16 protein-coding genes and 1 pseudogene are annotated in these 19,382 nt (G+C 73.2%); 11 read left to right on the top strand and 6 right to left on the bottom strand.

The genetic code is table 11. The features are described from left to right. Nucleotides 1–437: 437 nt before the first annotated feature. From fmt to ACWCPM_RS04890, 10 genes are all read left to right on the top strand, one after another. A complete protein-coding gene (gene fmt, locus ACWCPM_RS04935; protein WP_450974721.1) occupies nucleotides 438–1,370 on the top strand; it encodes a methionyl-tRNA formyltransferase in 933 nt (310 codons plus the stop codon). A 69-nt stretch (nucleotides 1,371–1,439) separates the two neighbouring features. Next, a complete protein-coding gene (locus ACWCPM_RS04930; protein ID WP_450974720.1) occupies nucleotides 1,440–2,858 on the top strand; it encodes an RsmB/NOP family class I SAM-dependent RNA methyltransferase in 1,419 nt (472 codons plus the stop codon). Between the two features lie 100 nt (nucleotides 2,859–2,958). Beyond that, complete coding sequence (gene rpe / locus ACWCPM_RS04925; protein WP_450974719.1) at nucleotides 2,959–3,645, top strand: ribulose-phosphate 3-epimerase; 687 nt, start codon at nucleotides 2,959–2,961, stop codon at nucleotides 3,643–3,645. Between the two features lie 89 nt (nucleotides 3,646–3,734). Further along, on the top strand, nucleotides 3,735–4,778 hold the full coding sequence (locus ACWCPM_RS04920) for a sugar-binding transcriptional regulator (protein ID WP_450974718.1): 1,044 nt from the start codon (nucleotides 3,735–3,737) through the stop codon (nucleotides 4,776–4,778). A gap of 74 nt (nucleotides 4,779–4,852) precedes the next feature. Then, complete coding sequence (locus tag ACWCPM_RS04915; RefSeq protein WP_450974717.1) at nucleotides 4,853–5,167, top strand: barstar family protein; 315 nt, start codon at nucleotides 4,853–4,855, stop codon at nucleotides 5,165–5,167. A gap of 131 nt (nucleotides 5,168–5,298) precedes the next feature. Further along, on the top strand, nucleotides 5,299–6,744 hold the full coding sequence (locus ACWCPM_RS04910; protein WP_450974918.1) for a GuaB1 family IMP dehydrogenase-related protein: 1,446 nt from the start codon (nucleotides 5,299–5,301) through the stop codon (nucleotides 6,742–6,744). Between the two features lie 354 nt (nucleotides 6,745–7,098). Beyond that, the gene (locus ACWCPM_RS04905) at nucleotides 7,099–7,551 is read left to right on the top strand and encodes an Lrp/AsnC family transcriptional regulator (RefSeq protein ID WP_385385848.1); all 453 of its coding nucleotides are present in this window, start codon (nucleotides 7,099–7,101) and stop codon (nucleotides 7,549–7,551) included. 79 nt (nucleotides 7,552–7,630) lie between these two features. Then, nucleotides 7,631–8,770, top strand: coding sequence for an MFS transporter (locus ACWCPM_RS04900; RefSeq protein WP_450974917.1), 1,140 nt, complete (start codon nucleotides 7,631–7,633; stop codon nucleotides 8,768–8,770). 214 nt (nucleotides 8,771–8,984) lie between these two features. Then, complete coding sequence (locus ACWCPM_RS04895; protein ID WP_450974716.1) at nucleotides 8,985–9,773, top strand: carbon-nitrogen hydrolase family protein; 789 nt, start codon at nucleotides 8,985–8,987, stop codon at nucleotides 9,771–9,773. Between the two features lie 52 nt (nucleotides 9,774–9,825). Further along, nucleotides 9,826–11,523 carry a flavin monoamine oxidase family protein gene (locus ACWCPM_RS04890; protein WP_450974715.1) on the top strand — a complete coding sequence of 566 codons (1,698 nt, stop codon included), beginning with the start codon at nucleotides 9,826–9,828 and terminating at the stop codon, nucleotides 11,521–11,523. A gap of 2 nt (nucleotides 11,524–11,525) precedes the next feature. Here ACWCPM_RS04890 and ACWCPM_RS04885 read toward each other — a convergent pair whose 3' ends face one another. The 4 genes from ACWCPM_RS04885 to ACWCPM_RS04870 all read right to left on the bottom strand — a co-directional run bounded on the left by ACWCPM_RS04885 (nucleotide 11,526) and on the right by ACWCPM_RS04870 (nucleotide 16,041). Next, nucleotides 11,526–12,455, bottom strand: a complete 930-nt coding sequence (locus ACWCPM_RS04885) for a TIGR03619 family F420-dependent LLM class oxidoreductase (RefSeq protein ID WP_450974714.1) — start codon at nucleotides 12,453–12,455, stop codon at nucleotides 11,526–11,528. A gap of 102 nt (nucleotides 12,456–12,557) precedes the next feature. After that, nucleotides 12,558–13,244, bottom strand: coding sequence for a DUF5995 family protein (locus ACWCPM_RS04880; RefSeq protein ID WP_450974713.1), 687 nt, complete (start codon nucleotides 13,242–13,244; stop codon nucleotides 12,558–12,560). Nucleotides 13,245–13,401: 157 nt separating this feature from the next. Next, complete coding sequence (locus ACWCPM_RS04875; RefSeq protein WP_450974712.1) at nucleotides 13,402–14,781, bottom strand: uracil-xanthine permease family protein; 1,380 nt, start codon at nucleotides 14,779–14,781, stop codon at nucleotides 13,402–13,404. A gap of 42 nt (nucleotides 14,782–14,823) precedes the next feature. Next, the gene (locus ACWCPM_RS04870; RefSeq protein ID WP_450974711.1) at nucleotides 14,824–16,041 is read right to left on the bottom strand and encodes an MFS transporter; all 1,218 of its coding nucleotides are present in this window, start codon (nucleotides 16,039–16,041) and stop codon (nucleotides 14,824–14,826) included. A gap of 114 nt (nucleotides 16,042–16,155) precedes the next feature. On the opposite strand from ACWCPM_RS04870, the gene ACWCPM_RS04865 reads away from it, so the two are divergent. Further along, nucleotides 16,156–17,397 (top strand): ROK family transcriptional regulator, encoded by a 1,242-nt coding sequence (locus ACWCPM_RS04865; RefSeq protein WP_450974710.1) that lies wholly within the window; start codon nucleotides 16,156–16,158, stop codon nucleotides 17,395–17,397. 3 nt (nucleotides 17,398–17,400) lie between these two features. On the opposite strand, the gene ACWCPM_RS04860 is transcribed toward ACWCPM_RS04865, so the two are convergent. Next, the gene (locus ACWCPM_RS04860; RefSeq protein WP_450974709.1) at nucleotides 17,401–18,156 is read right to left on the bottom strand and encodes an SDR family oxidoreductase; all 756 of its coding nucleotides are present in this window, start codon (nucleotides 18,154–18,156) and stop codon (nucleotides 17,401–17,403) included. A 194-nt stretch (nucleotides 18,157–18,350) separates the two neighbouring features. Further along, nucleotides 18,351–19,304, bottom strand: a pseudogene (locus ACWCPM_RS04855) (chitinase C-terminal domain-containing protein); the annotation flags it as partial. Nucleotides 19,305–19,382: the final 78 nt, after the last annotated feature.

Below are 19,382 nucleotides of genomic sequence, written 5' to 3'. Positions count from 1 at the left end.
CGCGGCCCGTTGGTCAACTCTTTCTTGACCAACGCGTTCGGGGGCCGGTGGTCACGGTGTGGGGGCGCGGGGGCATATGCGCGCGCCGCCCCCGGGACGGTGCGCGGAGGTCTTTCGAGCGGTGCGCGGGTGTCTCCTGAACGGTGCCCGGAGGTCCTCCAGACGGTGCGCGGGTCTCTCCAGGGGGGGTGCGCGGGGGTCCCCCGGCGGTGCGCGGGTGTCTCCTGAACGGTGCCTGGGGGTCCTCCAGTCGGTGGGCGGGTGTCTCCAGGGGGGTGCGCAGGGGTGGGTCTCCCGGGCACGTGCGCGGAGACCCCTCCGCCGCCCGCGCACCGCCCGTTTCCGCGGTGCGGGAGGCTGAGGGGGCGAACGCCGGACCGCGCAATAGACTTGTGCGTCGCCCCGACCAACCCCAGCCGAGAGGCCCGTGTCCGCACATGAAGCTCGTCTTCGCCGGTACCCCCGAGGTCGCTGTTCCCGCTCTGGACGCCCTGCTCGACTCCGGGCGGCACGAGGTGGTCGCCGTCGTGACGCGTCCGGACGCGCCGGCCGGGCGGGGCCGCAGGCTGGTCGCGTCACCGGTGGCCGAGCGCGCCGAGGAGGCCGGCATCGAGGTGCTGAAGCCGGCCAGGCCGCGGGAGCCGGAGTTCCTGGAGCGGCTGCGCGAGATCGGGCCCGACTGCTGTCCCGTCGTGGCGTACGGTGCGCTGCTGCCCCGGGTCGCCCTCGACATCCCCGTCCACGGCTGGGTCAACCTGCACTTCTCGCTGCTGCCCGCCTGGCGCGGCGCCGCGCCCGTGCAGCACTCCGTGATGTCCGGCGACGAGATCACCGGCGCTTCCACCTTCCTCATCGAGGAGGGCCTCGACTCGGGGCCCGTCTACGGCACCGTGACCGAGACGATCCGCCCCACCGACACCAGCGGCGACCTGCTGACCCGGCTCGCCTTCGCCGGGTCCGGGCTGCTCGCCGCGACCATGGACGGCATCGCGGACGGCACCCTGAAGGCCGTACCGCAGCCCGCGGACGGGGTGACCCTCGCGCCCAAGATCACCGTCGAGGACGCCCGGGTCGACTGGACGGCCCCGGCCCTGCGTGTCGACAGGGTCGTGCGCGGCTGCACCCCCGCGCCCGGCGCCTGGACCGGCTTCCGGGGCGAACGCCTCAAGCTCGTGCAGGTCGCTCCCGTGCCCGACCGGGCGGATCTCGCCCCGGGGCAGTTGTCGGTCGGCAAGAACAACGTGTACGCGGGCACCGGCTCTTACGCCGTCGAGCTGCTGTGGGTGCAGGCCCAGGGCAAGAAGCCGATGCGGGCCGCGGACTGGGCGCGCGGGGTGCGGATCGCCGACGGGGAGACGCTCGGGAGCTGACCCGAGGCCCGGCGCCGTGCGACGTACGCTGGGAGCACACCGCAAGACAGAGATCCGGAGCACCTTTACGTGAGCGACACCCCCCGTCGGCCCCGCACGCACGGCAAGCCCTACCGCCGGCCCAAGAAGGACCCCGTCCGCATCCTCGCCTTCGAGGCGCTGCGGGCCGTCGACGAGAGGGACGCGTACGCCAACCTGGTGCTGCCGCCGCTGCTGCGGAAGGCCCGGGAGGGCGGGGACTTCGACGGGCGCGACGCCGCGCTGGCGACCGAGCTGGTGTACGGGACGCTCCGTCGGCAGGGGACCTACGACGCGGTGATCGCGGAATGCGTCGACCGGCCGCTGCGGGAGGTCGATCCGCCGGTCCTGGACGTGCTGAGCCTCGGTGCGCACCAGTTGCTCGGGACGCGGATCCCCACGCACGCGGCGGTCTCCGCGACCGTGGAGCTGGCCCGGGTCGTGCTCGGCGACGGGCGGGCCAAGTTCGTGAACGCCGTGCTGCGCAAGGTCGCGCAGCACGACCTCGACGGGTGGCTGGAGCGGGTCGCGCCGCCCTACGACGAGGATCCCGAGGACCATCTCGCCGTCGTGCACTCGCACCCCCGCTGGGTCGTCTCGGCGCTGTGGGACTCGCTCGGCGGCGGCCGGGCCGGCATCGAGGAGCTGCTGGCGGCGGACAACGAGCGGCCCGAGGTGACGCTGGTCGCGCGGCCGGGACGGGCCACCACCGACGAGTTGCTGCGCGAGGACGCCGCCGTTCCCGGGCACTGGTCGCCGTACGCCGTGCGGCTCACCGAGGGCGGCGAGCCCGGCTCGATCGAGGCCGTGCGGGACGGCCGGGCGGGTGTGCAGGACGAGGGGAGCCAGCTGGTCGCGCTGGCGCTCGCGAACGTCCCGCTCGACGGGCGGGACGAGAAGTGGCTCGACGGGTGTGCGGGCCCGGGCGGCAAGGCGGCGCTGCTCGCCGCCCTCGCCGCCGAGCGGGGGGCCACGCTCCTCGCAGCCGAGAAGCAGCCGCATCGCGCGGGTCTTGTGGCCAGGGCGCTGCAGGGCAACCCCGGCCCGTACCAGGTCGTCACCGCCGACGGGACCCGGCCGCCGTGGCTGCCGGGCTCGTTCGACCGGGTGCTGATGGACGTGCCGTGCACCGGCCTCGGCGCCCTGCGCCGGCGGCCCGAGGCCCGGTGGCGGCGCCGCCCGGAGGACCTCGACGGCTTCGCCCCGCTGCAGCGCGGGCTGCTGCGCACGGCGCTGGAGTCCGTACGGGTCGGCGGTGTCGTCGGGTACGCCACCTGCTCGCCGCACCTCGCGGAGACGCGGGCCGTGGTCGCGGACGTGCTCAAGCAGTTCCCGGAGACCGAGCTGGTCGACGTCCGTCCGCTGCTGCCGGGCGTGCCGGATCTGGGCGACGGGCCGGACGTGCAGCTGTGGCCGCACCGGCACGGGACGGACGCGATGTACCTGGCCGTCGTCCGGCGCACGGGCTGACGCCCGGGTCGGATCACGCGAAGGCGTCCGGAGCGTGCGAAGGCCGTCCGAAATACCGACCGACGCGAACATCCGTGCAAGGACGTGGCACGCTTAGGTCATGGCCGCGCAGATCAACCCCAGCATCCTGTCCGCCGACTTCGCCCGTCTCGCCGACGAGGCGCGGGCGGTCGAGGGGGCCGACTGGCTCCACGTGGACGTCATGGACAACCACTTCGTCCCGAACCTCACGCTCGGCGTGCCGGTCGTGGAGTCACTGGCCCGTGCGACGGACACCCCGCTGGACTGCCATCTGATGATCGAGGCCCCCGACCGATGGGCCCCGCAGTACGTGGAGGCGGGCGCCTCGTCGGTCACCTTCCACGTCGAGGCGGCCGCCGCGCCGGTCCGGCTGGCCAGGGAGATCCGGGCCAAGGGCGCCCGGGCGTCCATGGCGCTGAAGCCGGCGACGCCCATCGAGCCGTACGAGGACCTGCTGCCCGAGCTCGACATGCTGCTGATCATGACCGTCGAGCCGGGCTTCGGCGGGCAGGCGTTCCTCGACATCATGCTGCCGAAGATCCGCCGCACCCGTGAACTGATCGGGAAGCACGGTCTCCAGCTGTGGCTCCAGGTCGACGGCGGGGTCTCGGACGCGACCATCGAACGCTGTGCGGAAGCGGGCGCCGACGTGTTCGTGGCCGGTTCCGCCGTCTACGGGGCCGACGACCCGGCCGCCGCGGTGCAGGCCCTGCGCACCAAGGCGGAGGCCGCGACGAAGCACGCGGCATGGGCGTGCGACCACTGAGCCACCGTTACGTGAACGGCGCCCGTCGGGTGCCCAGCAGGGCTGATCAACCGCGCCGTATCTGCAAGGATGAACGGCGAATCCAGAGTGTGAACAGCAGTGAGGAGATCGCCGTGTCGGGTATGTCGGCGGGCCGGTCAGCCATGCGGATGGGACCCGCAGAGCTGGTGCAGGCGGCGGCCATGGCCCGCCGCTTCTACCTCGAGGGAAAGTCCAAGATTCAGATCGCGGAGGAGTTCGGCGTCAGCCGCTTCAAGGTGGCCCGGGTCCTCGAGACCGCCCTCGAACGGGATCTCGTACGCATCGAGATCCGTGTCCCGGCCGAACTGGACGCCGAGCGCTCGGACGCCCTGCGCGCCCGGTACGGCCTCAGACACGCCGTCGTGGTCGAGTCCCCGGCCGAGGCCGAGGAGACCCCCGACCCGGAGAACCTGGGCGAGGTGGCCGCCGACCTGCTCGGCGAGCTGGTCGACGAGGGCGATGTGCTCGGGCTGGCCTGGGGCCGGTCGACCATTCACATGGCCGCCGCCCTCGACAAGCTGCCGCCCTGCACGGTCGTGCAGCTGACGGGCGTCTACGACGCCGGGACCGCCGAGCGCGGCTCGGTCGAGGCGGTCCGCCGGGCCGCGCAGGTCTCCGGCGGCGACGCCCACCCGATCTACGCGCCGATGCTGCTGCCGGACGCCGCCACCGCGGCGGCGCTGCGTCACCAGACCGGGATCGCCCGGGCCTTCGAGTACTTCGACAAGGTCACGGTCGCCTGTGTCTCCATCGGCTCCTGGGAGCCCGGCATCTCGACGGTGCACGACATGCTCAGCGACGAGGAGCGCTCCCACTACGCGTCCCTCGGCGTCGCCGCCGAGATGTCCGCGCACCTCTTCGACGCCGACGGCCGGCGGGTCGGACGGGACCTGGGGGAGCGGTGCATCACGGTCAAGGCCGACCAGCTGCGCCGTATCCCCGAGGTCGTCGCGATAGCGGGCGGGCAGCGCAAGGCGGCAGCCATCGACGCGGTCCTGCGGTCGGGGCTCGTCACCAGCCTGGTCACCGACACGTCCGCGGCGGACTACCTGATGACGGCCGGCCCGACGCCGCTGCCGGCGCTGAACAGGGCCGACCCGGACGGCCCCTGACGGATGGTCGGACGGGGACAGCCGTGGCGCCTGCCGCCGTGGCCGTCCCGTCCGCGACGACGATGGGTGCGGGGATGACGGATCGCGTGGTGACCCTCGACCTCGACGGGGTCACGGACAAGGCGGGCCTGATGGACCGCTGCGCCCTGGCGCTTCAGCTGCCCGACTGGTTCGGCCGCAACTGGGACGCGCTCGCCGACAGCCTCGCCGACCGGGGCGTCTGGCCCGGGGACGCCGCCGAGCGGGGTCTGCTGGTCGTGGTCCGCAACTGGCGGGCGTACGCGCGCGTGCGGCCCGCGGAGTGGGAGACGGCCCAGGATGTGTTCGCGCAGGCCGTGGACGCGGCGCCGGGGCTGACCGTGGCACTCGCCCTTGGAGGATCCTCCTGAGATCACCCGGCCTGCCTGGACGAAGCCACCGGGCATGACGTTCCGGTCGACATGGGACAATGAGGTACGTGCTCCTCTCCCCTGGCTGACCTGTCCGGGGGCCGCCTCCGATCGACTGGGATGTGCAGCACGTGCGTTTCCTCAACGACCTCCAGCCCTCGTACGACCTGACGTACGACGACGTGTTCATGGTGCCGAGCCGCAGCGCGGTCGGCTCCCGTCAGGGCGTGGACCTCAGCTCCCCGGACGGCACGGGCACCACCATTCCGCTCGTCGTCGCCAACATGACGGCCATAGCCGGCCGCCGCATGGCCGAGACGATGGCCCGGCGCGGCGGGCTCGTGGTCATCCCGCAGGACATCCCGATCGACGTCGTCGCCGAGGTCGTCTCCTGGGTGAAGAGCCGCCACCTGGTCCTCGACACCCCCATCGTGCTCGCCCCGCACCAGACCGTCGCCGACGCGCTCTCCCTGCTGCCCAAGCGGGCCCACAACGCCGGTGTGGTCGTGGACGAGGAGAACCGCCCGATCGGTGTCGTCACCGACCGCGACCTGGCCGGTGTCGACCGCTTCACCCAGCTCGAAGTGGTCATGTCCAAGGACGACCTGCTGCTGCTCGACGCGGACATGGACCCGCGTGAGGCGTTCAACACCCTCGACCACCACAACCGCCGCTACGCCCCCGCCGTCGACGCGGACGGCAAGCTCGCCGGCATCCTGACCCGCACGGGCGCGCTGCGGGCCACGCTCTACACCCCGGCCGTCGACGCGAACGGCAAGCTGCGCGTCGCCGCCGCCGTCGGCATCAACGGCGACGTCGCGGGCAAGGCCAAGCAGCTGCTCGACGCGGGCGTGGACACGCTCGTCGTCGACACCGCGCACGGACACCAGGAGTCGATGATCAGCGCCGTCAAGCTGGTGCGCGCCCTCGACCCGCAGGTGCCGATCGTGGCCGGCAACATCGTCTCCGCGCAGGGCGTGCGCGACCTGATCGAGGCGGGTGCCGACATCGTCAAGGTCGGGGTGGGCCCGGGCGCCATGTGCACCACGCGGATGATGACCGGTGTGGGCCGCCCGCAGTTCTCGGCCGTGCTGGAGTGCGCCGCCGAGGCGAAGAAGTACGGCAAGCACGTGTGGGCGGACGGCGGCGTCCGGCACCCCCGCGACGTGGCGATGGCCCTGGCCGCCGGCGCCTCCAACGTGATGGTCGGCTCGTGGTTCGCGGGGACGTACGAGTCGCCGGGCGACCTCCAGCAGGACGCGGGGGGCCGTTTCTACAAGGAGTCGTTCGGCATGGCGTCCGCGCGCGCGGTGGCCAACCGCACCTCCGAGGAGTCGGCCTACGACCGGGCCCGCAAGAGCCTGTTCGAGGAGGGCATCTCCACCTCCCGGATGTTCCTCGACCCGGCCCGCCCCGGCGTGGAGGACCTGATCGACTCGATCATCGCGGGCGTCCGCTCCTCCTGCACCTACGCCGGCGCGGCCTCCCTGGAGGAGTTCGCCGAGAAGGCCGTCGTGGGCATACAGAGCGCCGCCGGCTATGCCGAGGGCAAGCCGCTGCACGCCAGCTGGAGCTGACCCGGCCTCTGACCCGCACGGCCCCCGTTGCCCCGCCCGCCGGGAACACCGGGGGCCGTTCGGCATGACCGGGCATCCGGCTCGGCGCGCGCCGGGCGGACCGGTGCCGCGGAGGTGGCCCCTTGCCGTCCCTTGCCGCCGTTCGCCGCCCCCTCCCCCCCCGCTCGGCGGGTCCCCTGAGGCCGAGGGACGCCGCTCGTCCCCGTCGGCCCGACCGGCAGCGACGAAGGAGCCTCGACACCGTGACCCGGGTGGTCCTCGGGTGCGGGACGGCTGCGGGTCCCGTGTTCTACTTCCTGTACGGCTCACGCCGTTCCCGTCCTGCCGCACCCGAAGCGAAGTGAACCACCCGCAGTGCTGAACGATCTCGACGAACGCATCGTGCACGCCCTCGCCGAGGACGCCCGCCGCTCCTACGCGGACATCGGGCAGCTCGTCGGACTGTCCGCGCCGGCCGTGAAACGCCGCGTGGACCGGCTGCGCGCGACGGGTGCCATCACCGGATTCACCGTCCGGGTGGACCCGTCGGCACTCGGCTGGGAGACCGAGGGGTTCGTCGAGATCTACTGCCGGCGCAACACCTCGCCGGAGATCATCCAGCGGGGTCTCGAGCGCTACCAGGAGGTCGTGGCCGCGTCGACCGTCACCGGGGACGCGGACGCGATCGCCCAGGTCTTCGCCTCCGACATGCGGCACTTCGAGCGGGTCCTGGAACGGATCGCGGGCGAGCCGTTCGTGGAGCGGACCAAGTCCGTGCTCGTCCTGTCGCCGCTGCTGCGGCGCTTCTCCTCGGGTTCGCCCACCTGATCCCGGCGCGCGGTCTACCATCGCTTGCATGACCTGGCGACATTGACCTTCACCCGCCCCTGAGCCCGGCGTCCGGCGACTGACCCGGACGCTGTACGACTACGCCTTCCTGGACGACTTCGTCCTCCTGTACCCGGTCTACGCCCTGCTCTTCGGCGACGCCGGGCTGTCCCTCGGACAGATCTCCTCCCTCTTCGCCCTGTGGTCGGTCACCGGCGTGCTCCTGGAGGTCCCCTCCGGTGTCTGGGCCGACGCGGTCTCGCGCCGGCTGCTGCTGGTGCTCGCGCCGCTGCTGACTGCCGCCTGCTTCGCGCTGTGGGTGCTCATCCCGTCGTACTGGGCGTTCGCGCTCGGGTTCGTCCTGTGGGGCGCCGGCGGGGCGCTCGGCTCCGGGGCGCTGGAGGCGCTGGTGTACGAGGAGCTGGACCGGCTCGGCGCGGCGGACGGCTACGCCCGTGTGACGGGCCGGGCGCGTGCGGCCGGCCTGGTGGCCGTGATGGCGGCGATGGGGCTGGCCGGGCCGGTGCTCGCGGCAGGCGGACATCGGCTCGTCGGCGCGGTCAGCGTGCTGACCTGTCTGCTCACGGCGGCCGTGGCGACCCGTTTCCCGGAGCACCGGGCGGCGGCGTCCGAGGACGAGGGCCGGCTCGCCGCCCTGCGCGCCGCCGGGCGCCCCGGGCGTTCGGTCACCGCCGCCCTGCTGCTGGTCGCGGCCGTCGGCTCGGTGTGGGGCGCGCTCGACGAGTACACGCCCCTCCTCGTCCGCGACACGGGTGCACCGGACTGGGCCGGCCCCCTCCTCCTGCTGCTGATCTGGGCGGGAGCCACCGCCGGCAGCCTGCTCGCCGGTCCGGCAGAGCGCCTCGGCCCGGCCGGGTTCGCGGGCGTGCTGGCGGGGTGCGCGCTGGCCCTCGCCGTGGGGGCGCTGTCGGGGTCGCCGGCCGGTCTCCTGCTGGTGGCCGTCGCCTTCGGCGGCTTCCAGTTGGCGAACGTGCTGGCCGACGCCAGGCTCCAGCGGCGGATCGACGACGGCGCGCGGGCCACCGTCACCTCGATCGCCGGGCTGGGTACGGAACTGGCCACGGTCGCGGTGTTCGGCGGCTACGCGGTGATCGGCTCGGCGGCCGGGAACGGCACGGCGTTCGCCGTGTTCGCGGTGCCCTATCTGGTGACGGCGGTTCTCGTGGCGGGGGCTCGGCGCGGGCGCGCACGGTCGTAGAACGGGGCCGTCGGGCACCTCGAAGCCGCAGGTGGGACCCCGGCCGGCGGCGGAGAGGACGCGCGACGGGCGTGCGCAACGAATCACCGGAGGGTGGGTGTCGGACGCAACGATCCGGCCGTCCGCGCGCAACGGCTCCTGCTTGTCGGGCCGCGCCACTCGCCCGTACCGTCTACGTGGCCCCCACACCCATTCGTCCCGGTGAGGAACACGCATGCGCACCGCCCTGCTCCAGAGCTCCGGCCGACCCGGCTCCACCGTCGAGAACCTGAAGGTCCTCGACGAGGCCGCGGGCCGTGCCGCCGCCTCCGGCGCCGGCCTGCTGGTCGCGCCGGAGATGTTCCTGACCGGCTACGCGATCGGCGACGACGTCGCCCGTCTCGCCGAGCCCGCCGACGGCGACGCCACCGACACCGTCGCCGAGATCGCCTCGCGGCACGGCCTCGCCATCGCGTACGGCTACCCGGAGCGCGCGGGGGACACGGTCTTCAACGCGGCCCAGCTGATCTCCGCCGACGGCACCCGGCTCGCCAACTACCGCAAGACCCACCTCTTCGGCTGCTTCGAGCGCGACCACTTCACGCCGGGCGGGCAGCAGGTCGTCCAGGCCGAACTGGACGGGCTCACGGTCGGGCTCATGATCTGCTACGACGTGGAGTTCCCGGAGAACGTCCGCGCGCACGCCCTCGCCGGCACCGACCTGCTGCTGGTGCCGACGGCGCAGATGCACCCGTTCCAGTTCGTCGCCGAGTCGCTCGTGCCGGTGCGGGCCTTCGAGAGCCAGATGTACGTGGCGTACGCCAACCGCGTGGGCCTGGAAGGCGAGTTCGAGTTCGTGGGGCTGTCGACCCTCGCCGGTCCGGACGGACTCGCCCGCACCCGCGCCGGACGCGGCGAGGAACTCGTCCTCGCCGACGTGGACCCCGCCTTCCTCGCCGCCTCCCGTGAGGCCAACCCGTATCTGAAGGACCGCCGCCCCGGTCTCTACGGGTCCCTGGTCTGAGCCCCACCCCGAACTTCTGATCCTCCGTTTCGCGCAAGGAGTCCGTAGCCCCATGACGTCCACGGTGCCCAACGCCGTCGAGCACGCCGACGAGCAGCAGCCGCCGATCACCATGTTCGGCCCGGACTTCCCCTACGCGTACGACGACTTCCTCGCCCACCCGGCGGGCCTCGGCCAGGTGCCGGCGACCGAGCACGGCGCCGAGGTCGCGGTCATCGGCGGTGGCCTGTCCGGCATCGTGGCCGCGTACGAGCTGATGAAGATGGGCCTGAGGCCCGTGGTGTACGAGGCCGACCGGATCGGCGGCCGGCTGCGCACGGTCGGCTTCGACGGCTGCGATCCCGCGCTGACCGCCGAGATGGGCGCGATGCGCTTCCCGCCGTCCTCCACCGCCCTCCAGCACTACATCGACCTCGTCGGCCTCGAGACCCGCCCCTTCCCCAACCCCCTGGCCGAGGGAACCCCGTCGACCGTCGTCGACCTCAAGGGCGAGTCGCACTACGCCGAGACCGTCGACGACCTGCCGCAGGTCTACCGCGACGTGGCCGCGGCGTGGAACCGGTGCCTGGAGGAGGGCGCCGACTTCTCCGACATGAACCGGGCGATGCGTGAGCGCGACGTCCCGCGCATCCGCGAGATCTGGGCCCAGCTCGTCGAGAAGCTCGACAACCAGACCTTCTACGGCTTCCTGTGCGACTCCGACGCCTTCAAGTCCTTCCGGCACCGCGAGATCTTCGGCCAGGTCGGCTTCGGCACCGGCGGCTGGGACACCGACTTCCCCAACTCCATCCTGGAGATCCTGCGGGTCGTCTACACCGAGGCCGACGACCACCACCACGGGATCGTCGGCGGCTCGCAGCAACTGCCGCTGCGGCTGTGGGAGCGCGAGCCCGGGAAGATCGTGCACTGGCCGTACGGCACGTCGCTGGCCTCGCTGCACGAGGGCGGTGAGCCCCGGCCGGCCGTGACCCGGCTGCACCGCACCGCCGGCAACCACATCACGGTGACCGACGCGAACGGCGACATCCGCACCTTCCGGGCGGCGATCTTCACCGCCCAGTCCTGGATGCTGCTCTCCAAGATCCAGTGCGACGACTCGCTCTTCCCGATCGACCACTGGACCGCCGTCGAGCGCACCCACTACATGGAGTCGTCCAAGCTCTTCGTCCCGGTGGACCGCCCCTTCTGGCTCGACAAGGACGAGGAGACCGGCCGTGACGTCATGTCGATGACGCTCACCGACCGGATGACCCGCGGCACCTACCTGCTGGACGACGGCCCCGACAAGCCGGCCGTGATGTGCCTGTCGTACACCTGGTGCGACGACAGCCTGAAGTGGCTGCCGCTGTCCGCGAACGAGCGGATGGAGGTCATGCTGAAGTCGCTCGGCGAGATCTACCCGAAGGTCGACATCAGGAAGCACGTCATCGGCAACCCGGTGACCGTCTCCTGGGAGAACGAGCCCTACTTCATGGGCGCGTTCAAGGCCAACCTGCCCGGCCACTACCGCTACCAGCGGCGCCTGTTCACGCACTTCATGCAGGACCGGCTGCCCGAGGACAAGCGGGGCATCTTCCTCGCCGGAGACGACATCTCCTGGACGGCCGGCTGGGCCGAGGGCGCCGTCCAGACCGCGCTGAACGCGGTCTGGGGCGTCATGCACCAGTTCGGCGGGGAGACCGACGCGGCCAACCCGGGCCCCGGCGACCTCTACGACGAGATCGCGCCGGTGGAGCTTCCGGAGGACTGAGGTCAGATCCCGGCCGCGCGGGCCCGCTCATGGACCTGCGCGGCCAGGTCCTTGAGCTCCGCGCCGTCCCGCGCGGTGGTCTGGAGGTCCAGGACGAGTTCCGTCACGCCGATCCCGGCGTACGGCACCAGGTCCTCCACGATCTGCTCGACGCTGCCCTGGAAGGGCTGCCGGTCCGTCCCCTCGTACGCCTTGGCCGAGTACGCGGCGTTCACGCGCACCACCGTCCGGATCGGCTCGGTGCGGCCGCGCTCCCGCGCCAGCTCCCGCAACCGTCCCCACTGCGCGGCCAGGGCGTCGGGCGACAGGGCCACCGGCACCCAGCCGTCGGCGTGGTCGACGACCCTGCGCAGCGCCTTGGGGCTGCTCGCGGCCAGCAGCACGGGGATCGGCCGGGCGGGCTTCGGGCCGACGAGCGCCGGCGCGATCTTCGTGACCCGCCCGTCGTACGCGACGGGGTCCGGACCCCACACCGCCCGGCACACGGCGATCAGCTCGTCCAGGACCTTGCCGCGCTCCTCGAACGGCCGGACCGACGCCGCCGCGTACTCGTCCAGGGACCAGCCGGTGCCGAACCCGGCGACCACCCGGCCGCCGGCCGCCGCGTCCAGGCTCGCCAGCGCCTTGGCCAGCTGGAACGGCACGTGCAGCGGAGCCACCAGCACACTTGTGCCCACCTCGGCCCGTGTCGTCGCGGCGGCGGCCAGTGTGAGCGTCACCAGGGGGTCGGCGACATGCCGGTAGGCGTCGGGCCAGGGCAGGCCCTCGATGCCGTACAGACCCTGCGTGGCGGGCTCGGGGAACAGGGCGCGCTCGAACACCCACAGGCTCTCGTAGCCGATGCGCTCGGCCTCGCGCGCCACGTCGGGCACGTCCTTGCCGAGGTCGTACTGCCGCATCTGGGGAAGGCCGAGGCCGAGCCGGATCGCCATACGTCGTGCTCCTTCGCGGTAGAAGTACCCGACCGTCAACGCCCTGTGGAATCAAGGGAGTTCCGCCTGGTGCGGGCCGGGGGTTCGAGTGCCGCCGACTCGTCATCCGGGCAGCGGGGTGAGCAGCATGCGGCCCGCGAAGCCCACCGCCGCGTCCAGCCGGTCGGTGAACTCGGCGGCCAGCTCGGGAAGCCGGCGCAGCGCCCACAGTGCCCGGGCGGCCGACCAGGTGGCGTCGCGGGCGCGCTCCAGGCTCCAGGCGCCGAGCAGATGGGTGAGCGGGTCGGCGATCTGGAGCAGGTCGGGACCCGGCATCAGATCCTCCCGGATGCGCTCCTCCAGCGCCACGAGGAGGTCGCCCACGCGGTCGAACTCGTCCTCCAGCTCGGCCGGGTCGCAGTCCAGCACACGGCAGGTGTCCACGACGGCGAGCGCCAGGTCATGCCCGATGTGCGCGTTGATGCCGGCGAGCGCGAACTGCAGCGGCCGTACGCCCGGATGGCGGCGGAACTGGAACAGGGGCCGCCAGCACGCCGGCGGTCGCCCGTCCGAGGAGGCCGCGTCGACGGCCGCGAGGTAGCGCTCCGCGAACCGCGCGTCCAGCGTGACCGCGGCCCGGGCGTCGGGGAAGCCCCCGGTCTGGATGCGGTGCGCGACGGACTCGGTGACGGCCAGGTAGACGCGGTTGAAGACCGCGACCCCGTCCCGCGCGGGCAGGTCCGCGGCCAGCGCGCGCATCCGGGAGACGACCGCGTCCACGGGAGTGGTGAGCTCTTCCAACTGCGTCATGGGGGCAGGGTCCCAGTCCCGGACCCGCCCGTGTGGCGGCGAGCCCGGTGGTTCCCCGGAACGGGCGAACGCGGCGACCGTGCCCGGGGCGGCACGCGGGGAGGTCCCGGGTGGAGGGCGCGAGGGGGTGCCGGCACCCCCTCGCGCCGTCGTACGCCTACGACTTGGAGTCGTCGTAGCGTGACGTGCCCTCGTCCAGGAGCGGTCCCTGTGTCTTGAGGTGGGCCGGGGCGAACGCGCGCAGGGCGTGGTAGCCGATGATCACGACGAGCGTGCCGAGGGCGATGCCGCTCAGCGAGAACGTGTCGCTGAACTCCATCGAGACGTTGCCGACGCCGATGATGATGCCCGCGGCGGCCGGAACCAGGTTGAGCGGGTTGCGCAGGTCCACCTTGGCGCTGAGCCAGATCTGGGCGCCGAGCAGGCCGATCATGCCGTACAGGATGACGGTGATGCCGCCGAGGACCCCGCCGGGGATCGCGGCCACCACCGCGCCGAACTTCGGGCAGAGTCCGAACAGCAGGGCGAAGCCGGCGGCGGCCCAGTAGGCGGCGGTGGAGTAGACGCGGGTCGCGGCCATCACGCCGATGTTCTCGGAGTACGTCGTGTTGGGCGGGCCGCCGACCGCGGTGGACAGCATCGAGCCGACACCGTCGGCGGCGATCGCCGTGCCGAGCTTGTCGTCGAGCGGGTCGCCGGTCATCTCGCCGACCGCCTTGACGTGCCCGGCGTTCTCCGCGACCAGCGCGATCACGACGGGCAGCGCGACGAGGATCGCCGACCACTCGAACGACGGCCCGTGGAAGGCGGGCAGGCCGATCCAGTCGGCGTCGGCGACACCGGAGAGGTCCAGACGCCAGTGGTCGGTCACCTTGCCGCTCGCGTCGACCGAGTGGATGCGGCCGAAGATCCGGTCGAATGCCCAGGAGATGCCGTAGCCGAAGAGCAGCCCGAGGAAGATCGCGATCCGGGACCAGAATCCACGCAGACAGACGACGGCCAGAGCGGTGAAGGCCATCACCAGCAGGGCCGTCCACTGGTCCTGCGGCCAGTACGTGGTCGCCGTGACCGGGGCGAGGTTGAAGCCGATCAGCATCACCACCGCGCCGGTCACGATGGGCGGCATCGTCGCGTGGATGATCCTGGCGCCGAATCGCTGCACGGCCAGTCCCACGAGGAAGAGCGCGGCGCCGACGACGAGGACCGCGCCGGTCACGGTGGCGCTCGTGCCGCCCTGGGCCCGGATCACCGCCGCGACGCCGACGAACGACAGGGAGCAGCCGAGGTAGCTCGGCACCCGGCCCCGGGTGGCCAGCAGGAAGATGACGGTGGCGACGCCGGACATCATGATCGCCAGGTTCGGGTCCAAACCCATCAGGACCGGAGCCACGAAGGACGCCCCGAACATCGCGACCACGTGCTGGGCGCCGAGTCCGACCGTGCGCGGCCAGGACAGCCGCTCGTCGGGCCGGACCACGGCTCCCGGCGCCGGGGTGCGTCCGTCACCGTGCAGTTTCCAGCGGACGCCGAGATCCATGTCAGGTGTCGCTTTCGTCGTACGGGCAGTGCCGGACCATTGTCAGGTCTGGTCGCCGCTGCTCCGTACCGGCGGACCGCCGCTCAGGACCTTCTGGCGGTCCTGGTCGCCGGAGCGCAGCACCCCGGCGAGCACGGCGAGCCCGCCCGACAGGAAGGTCACGAGCGTGAACGACACCACCAGGCTCGTCGCCTGCGCCAGCGTGCCGATCGCGCTCGGGGCCACCAGTCCGGAGGTGTACGTGATGGTGGCGACGCCCGCGATGGCCAGGCTCGGGTTCGCGCCGCTGCGGCCCGCCGCCGCGAAGCACAGCGGGACGACCACCGCGATGCCCAGACCCATGAGCGCGAAGCCGGACATGGCCGGCGCCGGGTGGTCCGCGAACACGATCAGCAGGCCGCCGACGAAGGCGAGGACACCGCCGACGCGGACCGTGCGGACCGAGCCGTAGCGGTCCACCACCTTGTCGCCCGCGAGCCGGGCGATCGCCATGGTGAGGGTGAAGCCGGTAGTGCAGGCCGCCGCGAGTCCGGCGGAGGTGCCGAGCTCGTCCTCCAGGTAGACCGCCGACCAGTCGAGGCTCGCGCCTTCCGCGAACACCGCGCAGAAGCCGACCGCGCCGATCAGCAGCGCCGACCTCGGCGGCAGCGCGAAGCGGGGCGGGGGCTCCTCGTCCTCGGCGGGCCGGAGGTCCAGCACCCAGGCGCAGGCGACCAGGCCGAGCAGGGTGAGACAGACCGCCGCCACCGCGTGGTGCACCCGGGCGTCGGTGTCCAGGTGCGCGGCGAGCGTGCCGCCGGCCGAGCCGATCAGGGCGCCCACGCTCCACATGCCGTGCAGGCCGGACATGATGGAGCGGCCCAGGCGGTTCTCCACCTCGACGCCGAGCGCGTTCATCGCGACGTCCGCCATACCGGCGGTGGCGCCGAAGACGAACAGGGCCAGGCACAGCGCGGGCAGGTTGGGCGCCATGGCCGGCAGGAGCAGGGAGAGCGTCCACAGCGAGAGCAGTCCCCGCAGGGCGGTACGGGCACCGAAGCGGTGGCTGATCCGGCCCGCGAGCGGCATCGCGAGGGACGCGCCGAGGGCGGGGAAGGCGAGCGCGAGGCCGAGCTGGCCGGGGCTCACCCCCGCGTGGTCCTGGATCCAGGGGACCCGGGTGGCGAACGAGCCGGTCACCGCGCCGTGGACGGCGAACACGGCGGCCACGGCGTACCGGGCGCGTACGACCTCTCGGTGCTGGTAGACCACGTCACTCATGTTCCCGCCCCTTGTCGCGTCCTGACGCCGATCGCGCCCGGGCGTAAATTATCAGGGACCCTGCCTGATAGAAAGACGGCGAGGCGCGACAGGACCGTCTGGAAGGATCCCGGCATGCCCGCATCCCCGAGCACCGCCCGAGCCATCAACGACCGGCTCGCCCTCAGGCTGCTGCAGCAGGAGGGGCCGCTGACGGCAGGGCAGTTGAAGCAGTTGACCGGTCTGTCCCGCCCGACCGTCGCCGACCTCGTGGAGCGTCTCTCCGCCGCCGGCCTGATCGAGGTGGCCGGCGAGGCCGGTGAACTGCGGCGCGGGCCCAACGCCAAGCTGTACGGCATCGTCGCCGACCGCGCGCACCTGGCCGCCCTCGACGTGCGCACCGAGGGCGTCTCCGTGACCGTGTCCGATCTGCTCGGCCGGGAGCTCGCGAGGGCGTCCGCGCCGATCGGCGACGACACGGGTACCGGGCCCGCGGTGGAGCGGGCGGTCGCCCTGGTGGAGCGGGCGGTGAAGGAGGCCGGGGCGACGGGGGCGCACCGTGGCGAGGGCGTTCGACCGTGGGGGAGGCTGCACATCGTCGGCATCGGCGCGCCCGGACTGATCGACCCGGCCTCCGGAGAACTCCGCGACTCCTCCGGTCTGCCCGCCTGGCACCGACGCCTCGTCGCGGCCCTCCAGGAGCGTCTTCCCGACACCCGGGTCATCGTCGAGAACGAGACCAACCTCGCGGCGCTGGCGGAACAGCGGGAGGGCGCCGCCCGGGACCGGGACACCTTTGTGCTGCTGTGGCTGGGGCAGGGCACGGGGGCCGCGGTGGTGCTGGACGGCTCGCTGCGCCGCGGGGCGTCCGGAGGCACCGGCGAGATCGGGTTCCTGCCGGTGCCGGGAACGGGCGGGGTGCCGACGGCGACGGACTGCGCGGGCGGCTTCCACTCGCTGGCGGCGGCCGGGGCGATCCTGGAGCTGGCGGACGAGCACGGCGTGCGGGTGCCGGCGGGCGCGGGAGGGCCGGGAGCGGCGGAGGTGGTGCGCCGCGCCGTCGGGGCGGCCGGGGCTGACGGCGAGGCGTCCGCCGCCGGCGCCCCTTTCCTGGAGGCCCTGGCCGAGCGGCTCGCCCTCGGGGCGGCCTCCGTGGTCGCGGTGCTGGACCCCGGTTGCGTGGTGCTGGGCGGGGAGGTCGGACAGGCCGGCGGTGCGGCGCTCGCCGGGCTGGTCGAGGAGCGGGTGCGGCGGATGTCGCCGCTGGTCACCGAGGTGCGCGCCAGTGTCCTGGGCGGCGGCGCCGTACTGCGCGGAGCACTGCTGACCGCGCGTGACCGGGCCCAGGACGAGTTGTTCGCACCACCCGGGCGGTAGGCGTCACGTCCGCCGGCAGCCCTCGATGCGCACCGCGACGTAGTCCTCGAACGTGCCCTTGCCCACCGCCCGTTCGGGCGCCAGATGCCCGCCGCCGCGGAAGGCGCCGTAGGTCCGGCCCCAGAGCGGCACGTTCACGATCCTGCGCCGGTTTCCCGTGGCTCTGAGGTAGGTGCGGGCCAGCGACTCGAAGGTGCGCACCTCCGGCCCGCCCATGTCCTCGACCCGCCCCGCGGGCCCACCCGCGGCCAGCTCCGCCAGCCGCGCCGCGACCTCGGCCACCTCGATCGGCTGGTCCTTGAGCCCGGCCGGCAGCAGCAGCACCGGCGGCCTGGCCAAGGTGTCGAACACCCGGACGAGGAAATCGTGGAACTGCGTGGTGCGCAGCAGGGTCCAGCCCAGACCCGACTCCTCGATCAACCGCTCCACCACGAGCTTCGCCCGGTAGCGGCCGAGCGGCACCCGGTCGGCCCCGACGATCGAGATGTGGACCAGATGGCCCACGCCGGCCCGTCGTGCCGCCGCGACCAGACGCGCGGTCGCCTCCTCGTCGCCGCCCCCCGGAGTGGTCGCGCAGTGCACGACCGTGTCCACGCCCTCGACGGCCCGGTCCAGCACGGTGCCGCCCTGGCGCAGGTCCACGGCGTACGGCTGGGCGTGCCTGCTGAGCACCCGCACGTCGTGCCCGTCCGCGCTCAGCCGCTCGGCGACGGGCCTGCCGAGGGTTCCGGTACCGCCGGTCACCAGGATCGTGGTCATGGTGTTCAGTCCCTTCGGACGCGTCGCGCTCGGGGAGCGCCCTTCGCCGGCGGGGACCGAGTAGCCCTCGGGGAGGGGGGACAACCGCGCGGGGTCCGCATTCCGCGGGGGCGATCCGGACGCGTGCGGGCTTGGGGAGACCCGGCGGCGGGCAAGGGCCGTCGTCACCGCCGCCGGGCCCGTTCAGAACGGGGTCAGCAGTCGCCGAGGTCCCGCCGGACCCCCCCGTTGACCGGTGGAGCGGGGTTCCTCGCCCCTCGTCCACCACGTGGCCTTCCACGAGTGCCCAGGACGGGCCACCTTGCTGCCTCCGCCGTACTCGGTCACGGCGTCCGCACCGGAGCCGTGCGCCCCGGGCCGCCCGTGGGGGACGGCGACGGTGTCTCCGGCTCCACCACGACGGTGCCCCGCGCCATGCCCCCCAGGCAGCGCGTACGTCCTTCCGCCGCACGTCACCGTCCAGTTCGACGGTGTCGACACGGGCGGTACACGAAAGCCGGCTCCGCCCAGGCGCCCGTGCCCGGCGTCTGCCGGCCCGGAAGCCTCAGCGGCACCCGGTGGCGGTCGCCCTTCGGACCGCCGGCGTCGGCCCCGGTGCGGTCGCCGCGGATCGTCGAAGTGCCCCACCCCGACTGGTCCTTGGCGTTGCCGGGAGCCGAAGTGCCGTGGCCGGACCGGAACTCCGTACCGCCGGGGAGCGTCGTGTTCGGCCGGTTCGTGATCCTCGGCCGGGGGCTGACCGGGTAGGCGGAGTCGCTGAGCGGGAACTGCCCGAACTCCACGTCGACGGCGAGCGCCTCGGCCGGCGGATCGATCGAGGAGCGCTTCGCGCCGTACGGGGAGGCCGACTTGGACTTCCCGTACCTCGCGGTCGTCAGCGTGGACCCCGGTTCGTACCGCCCCTCGGCCGCGTTCCAGCCGTGGTCGCCGGCCGGCTCCCGGATCATCGTGCCGCCGATGCCCCGGTCGACCACGTGGTCCGCCTCGGCACGCACCGACCGCTCGTCCTCCGTGGGCGGGAAGACCTTCCTCTCGGCGTTCCACAGCCGGGGCGCGACCGGCGTGGCGTCGCACTTCCGGGCGCACGTCCCGATCAGCGTCGTTCCGGTCGGCAGTCCGTACCGCGTGACGCCGTCGCCCTCCTGGCCGGCCGGCTCGCGGACCGGGCAGGGTCGTCCGACGGGGCGGTCGGGGCGGCAGGACTCCTGGCCGGCGGCGTGCGGGAC

The organism is Streptomyces sp. NPDC002309, assembly GCF_053593375.1.
This window is presented reverse-complemented; position numbering and strand designations above follow the sequence as displayed.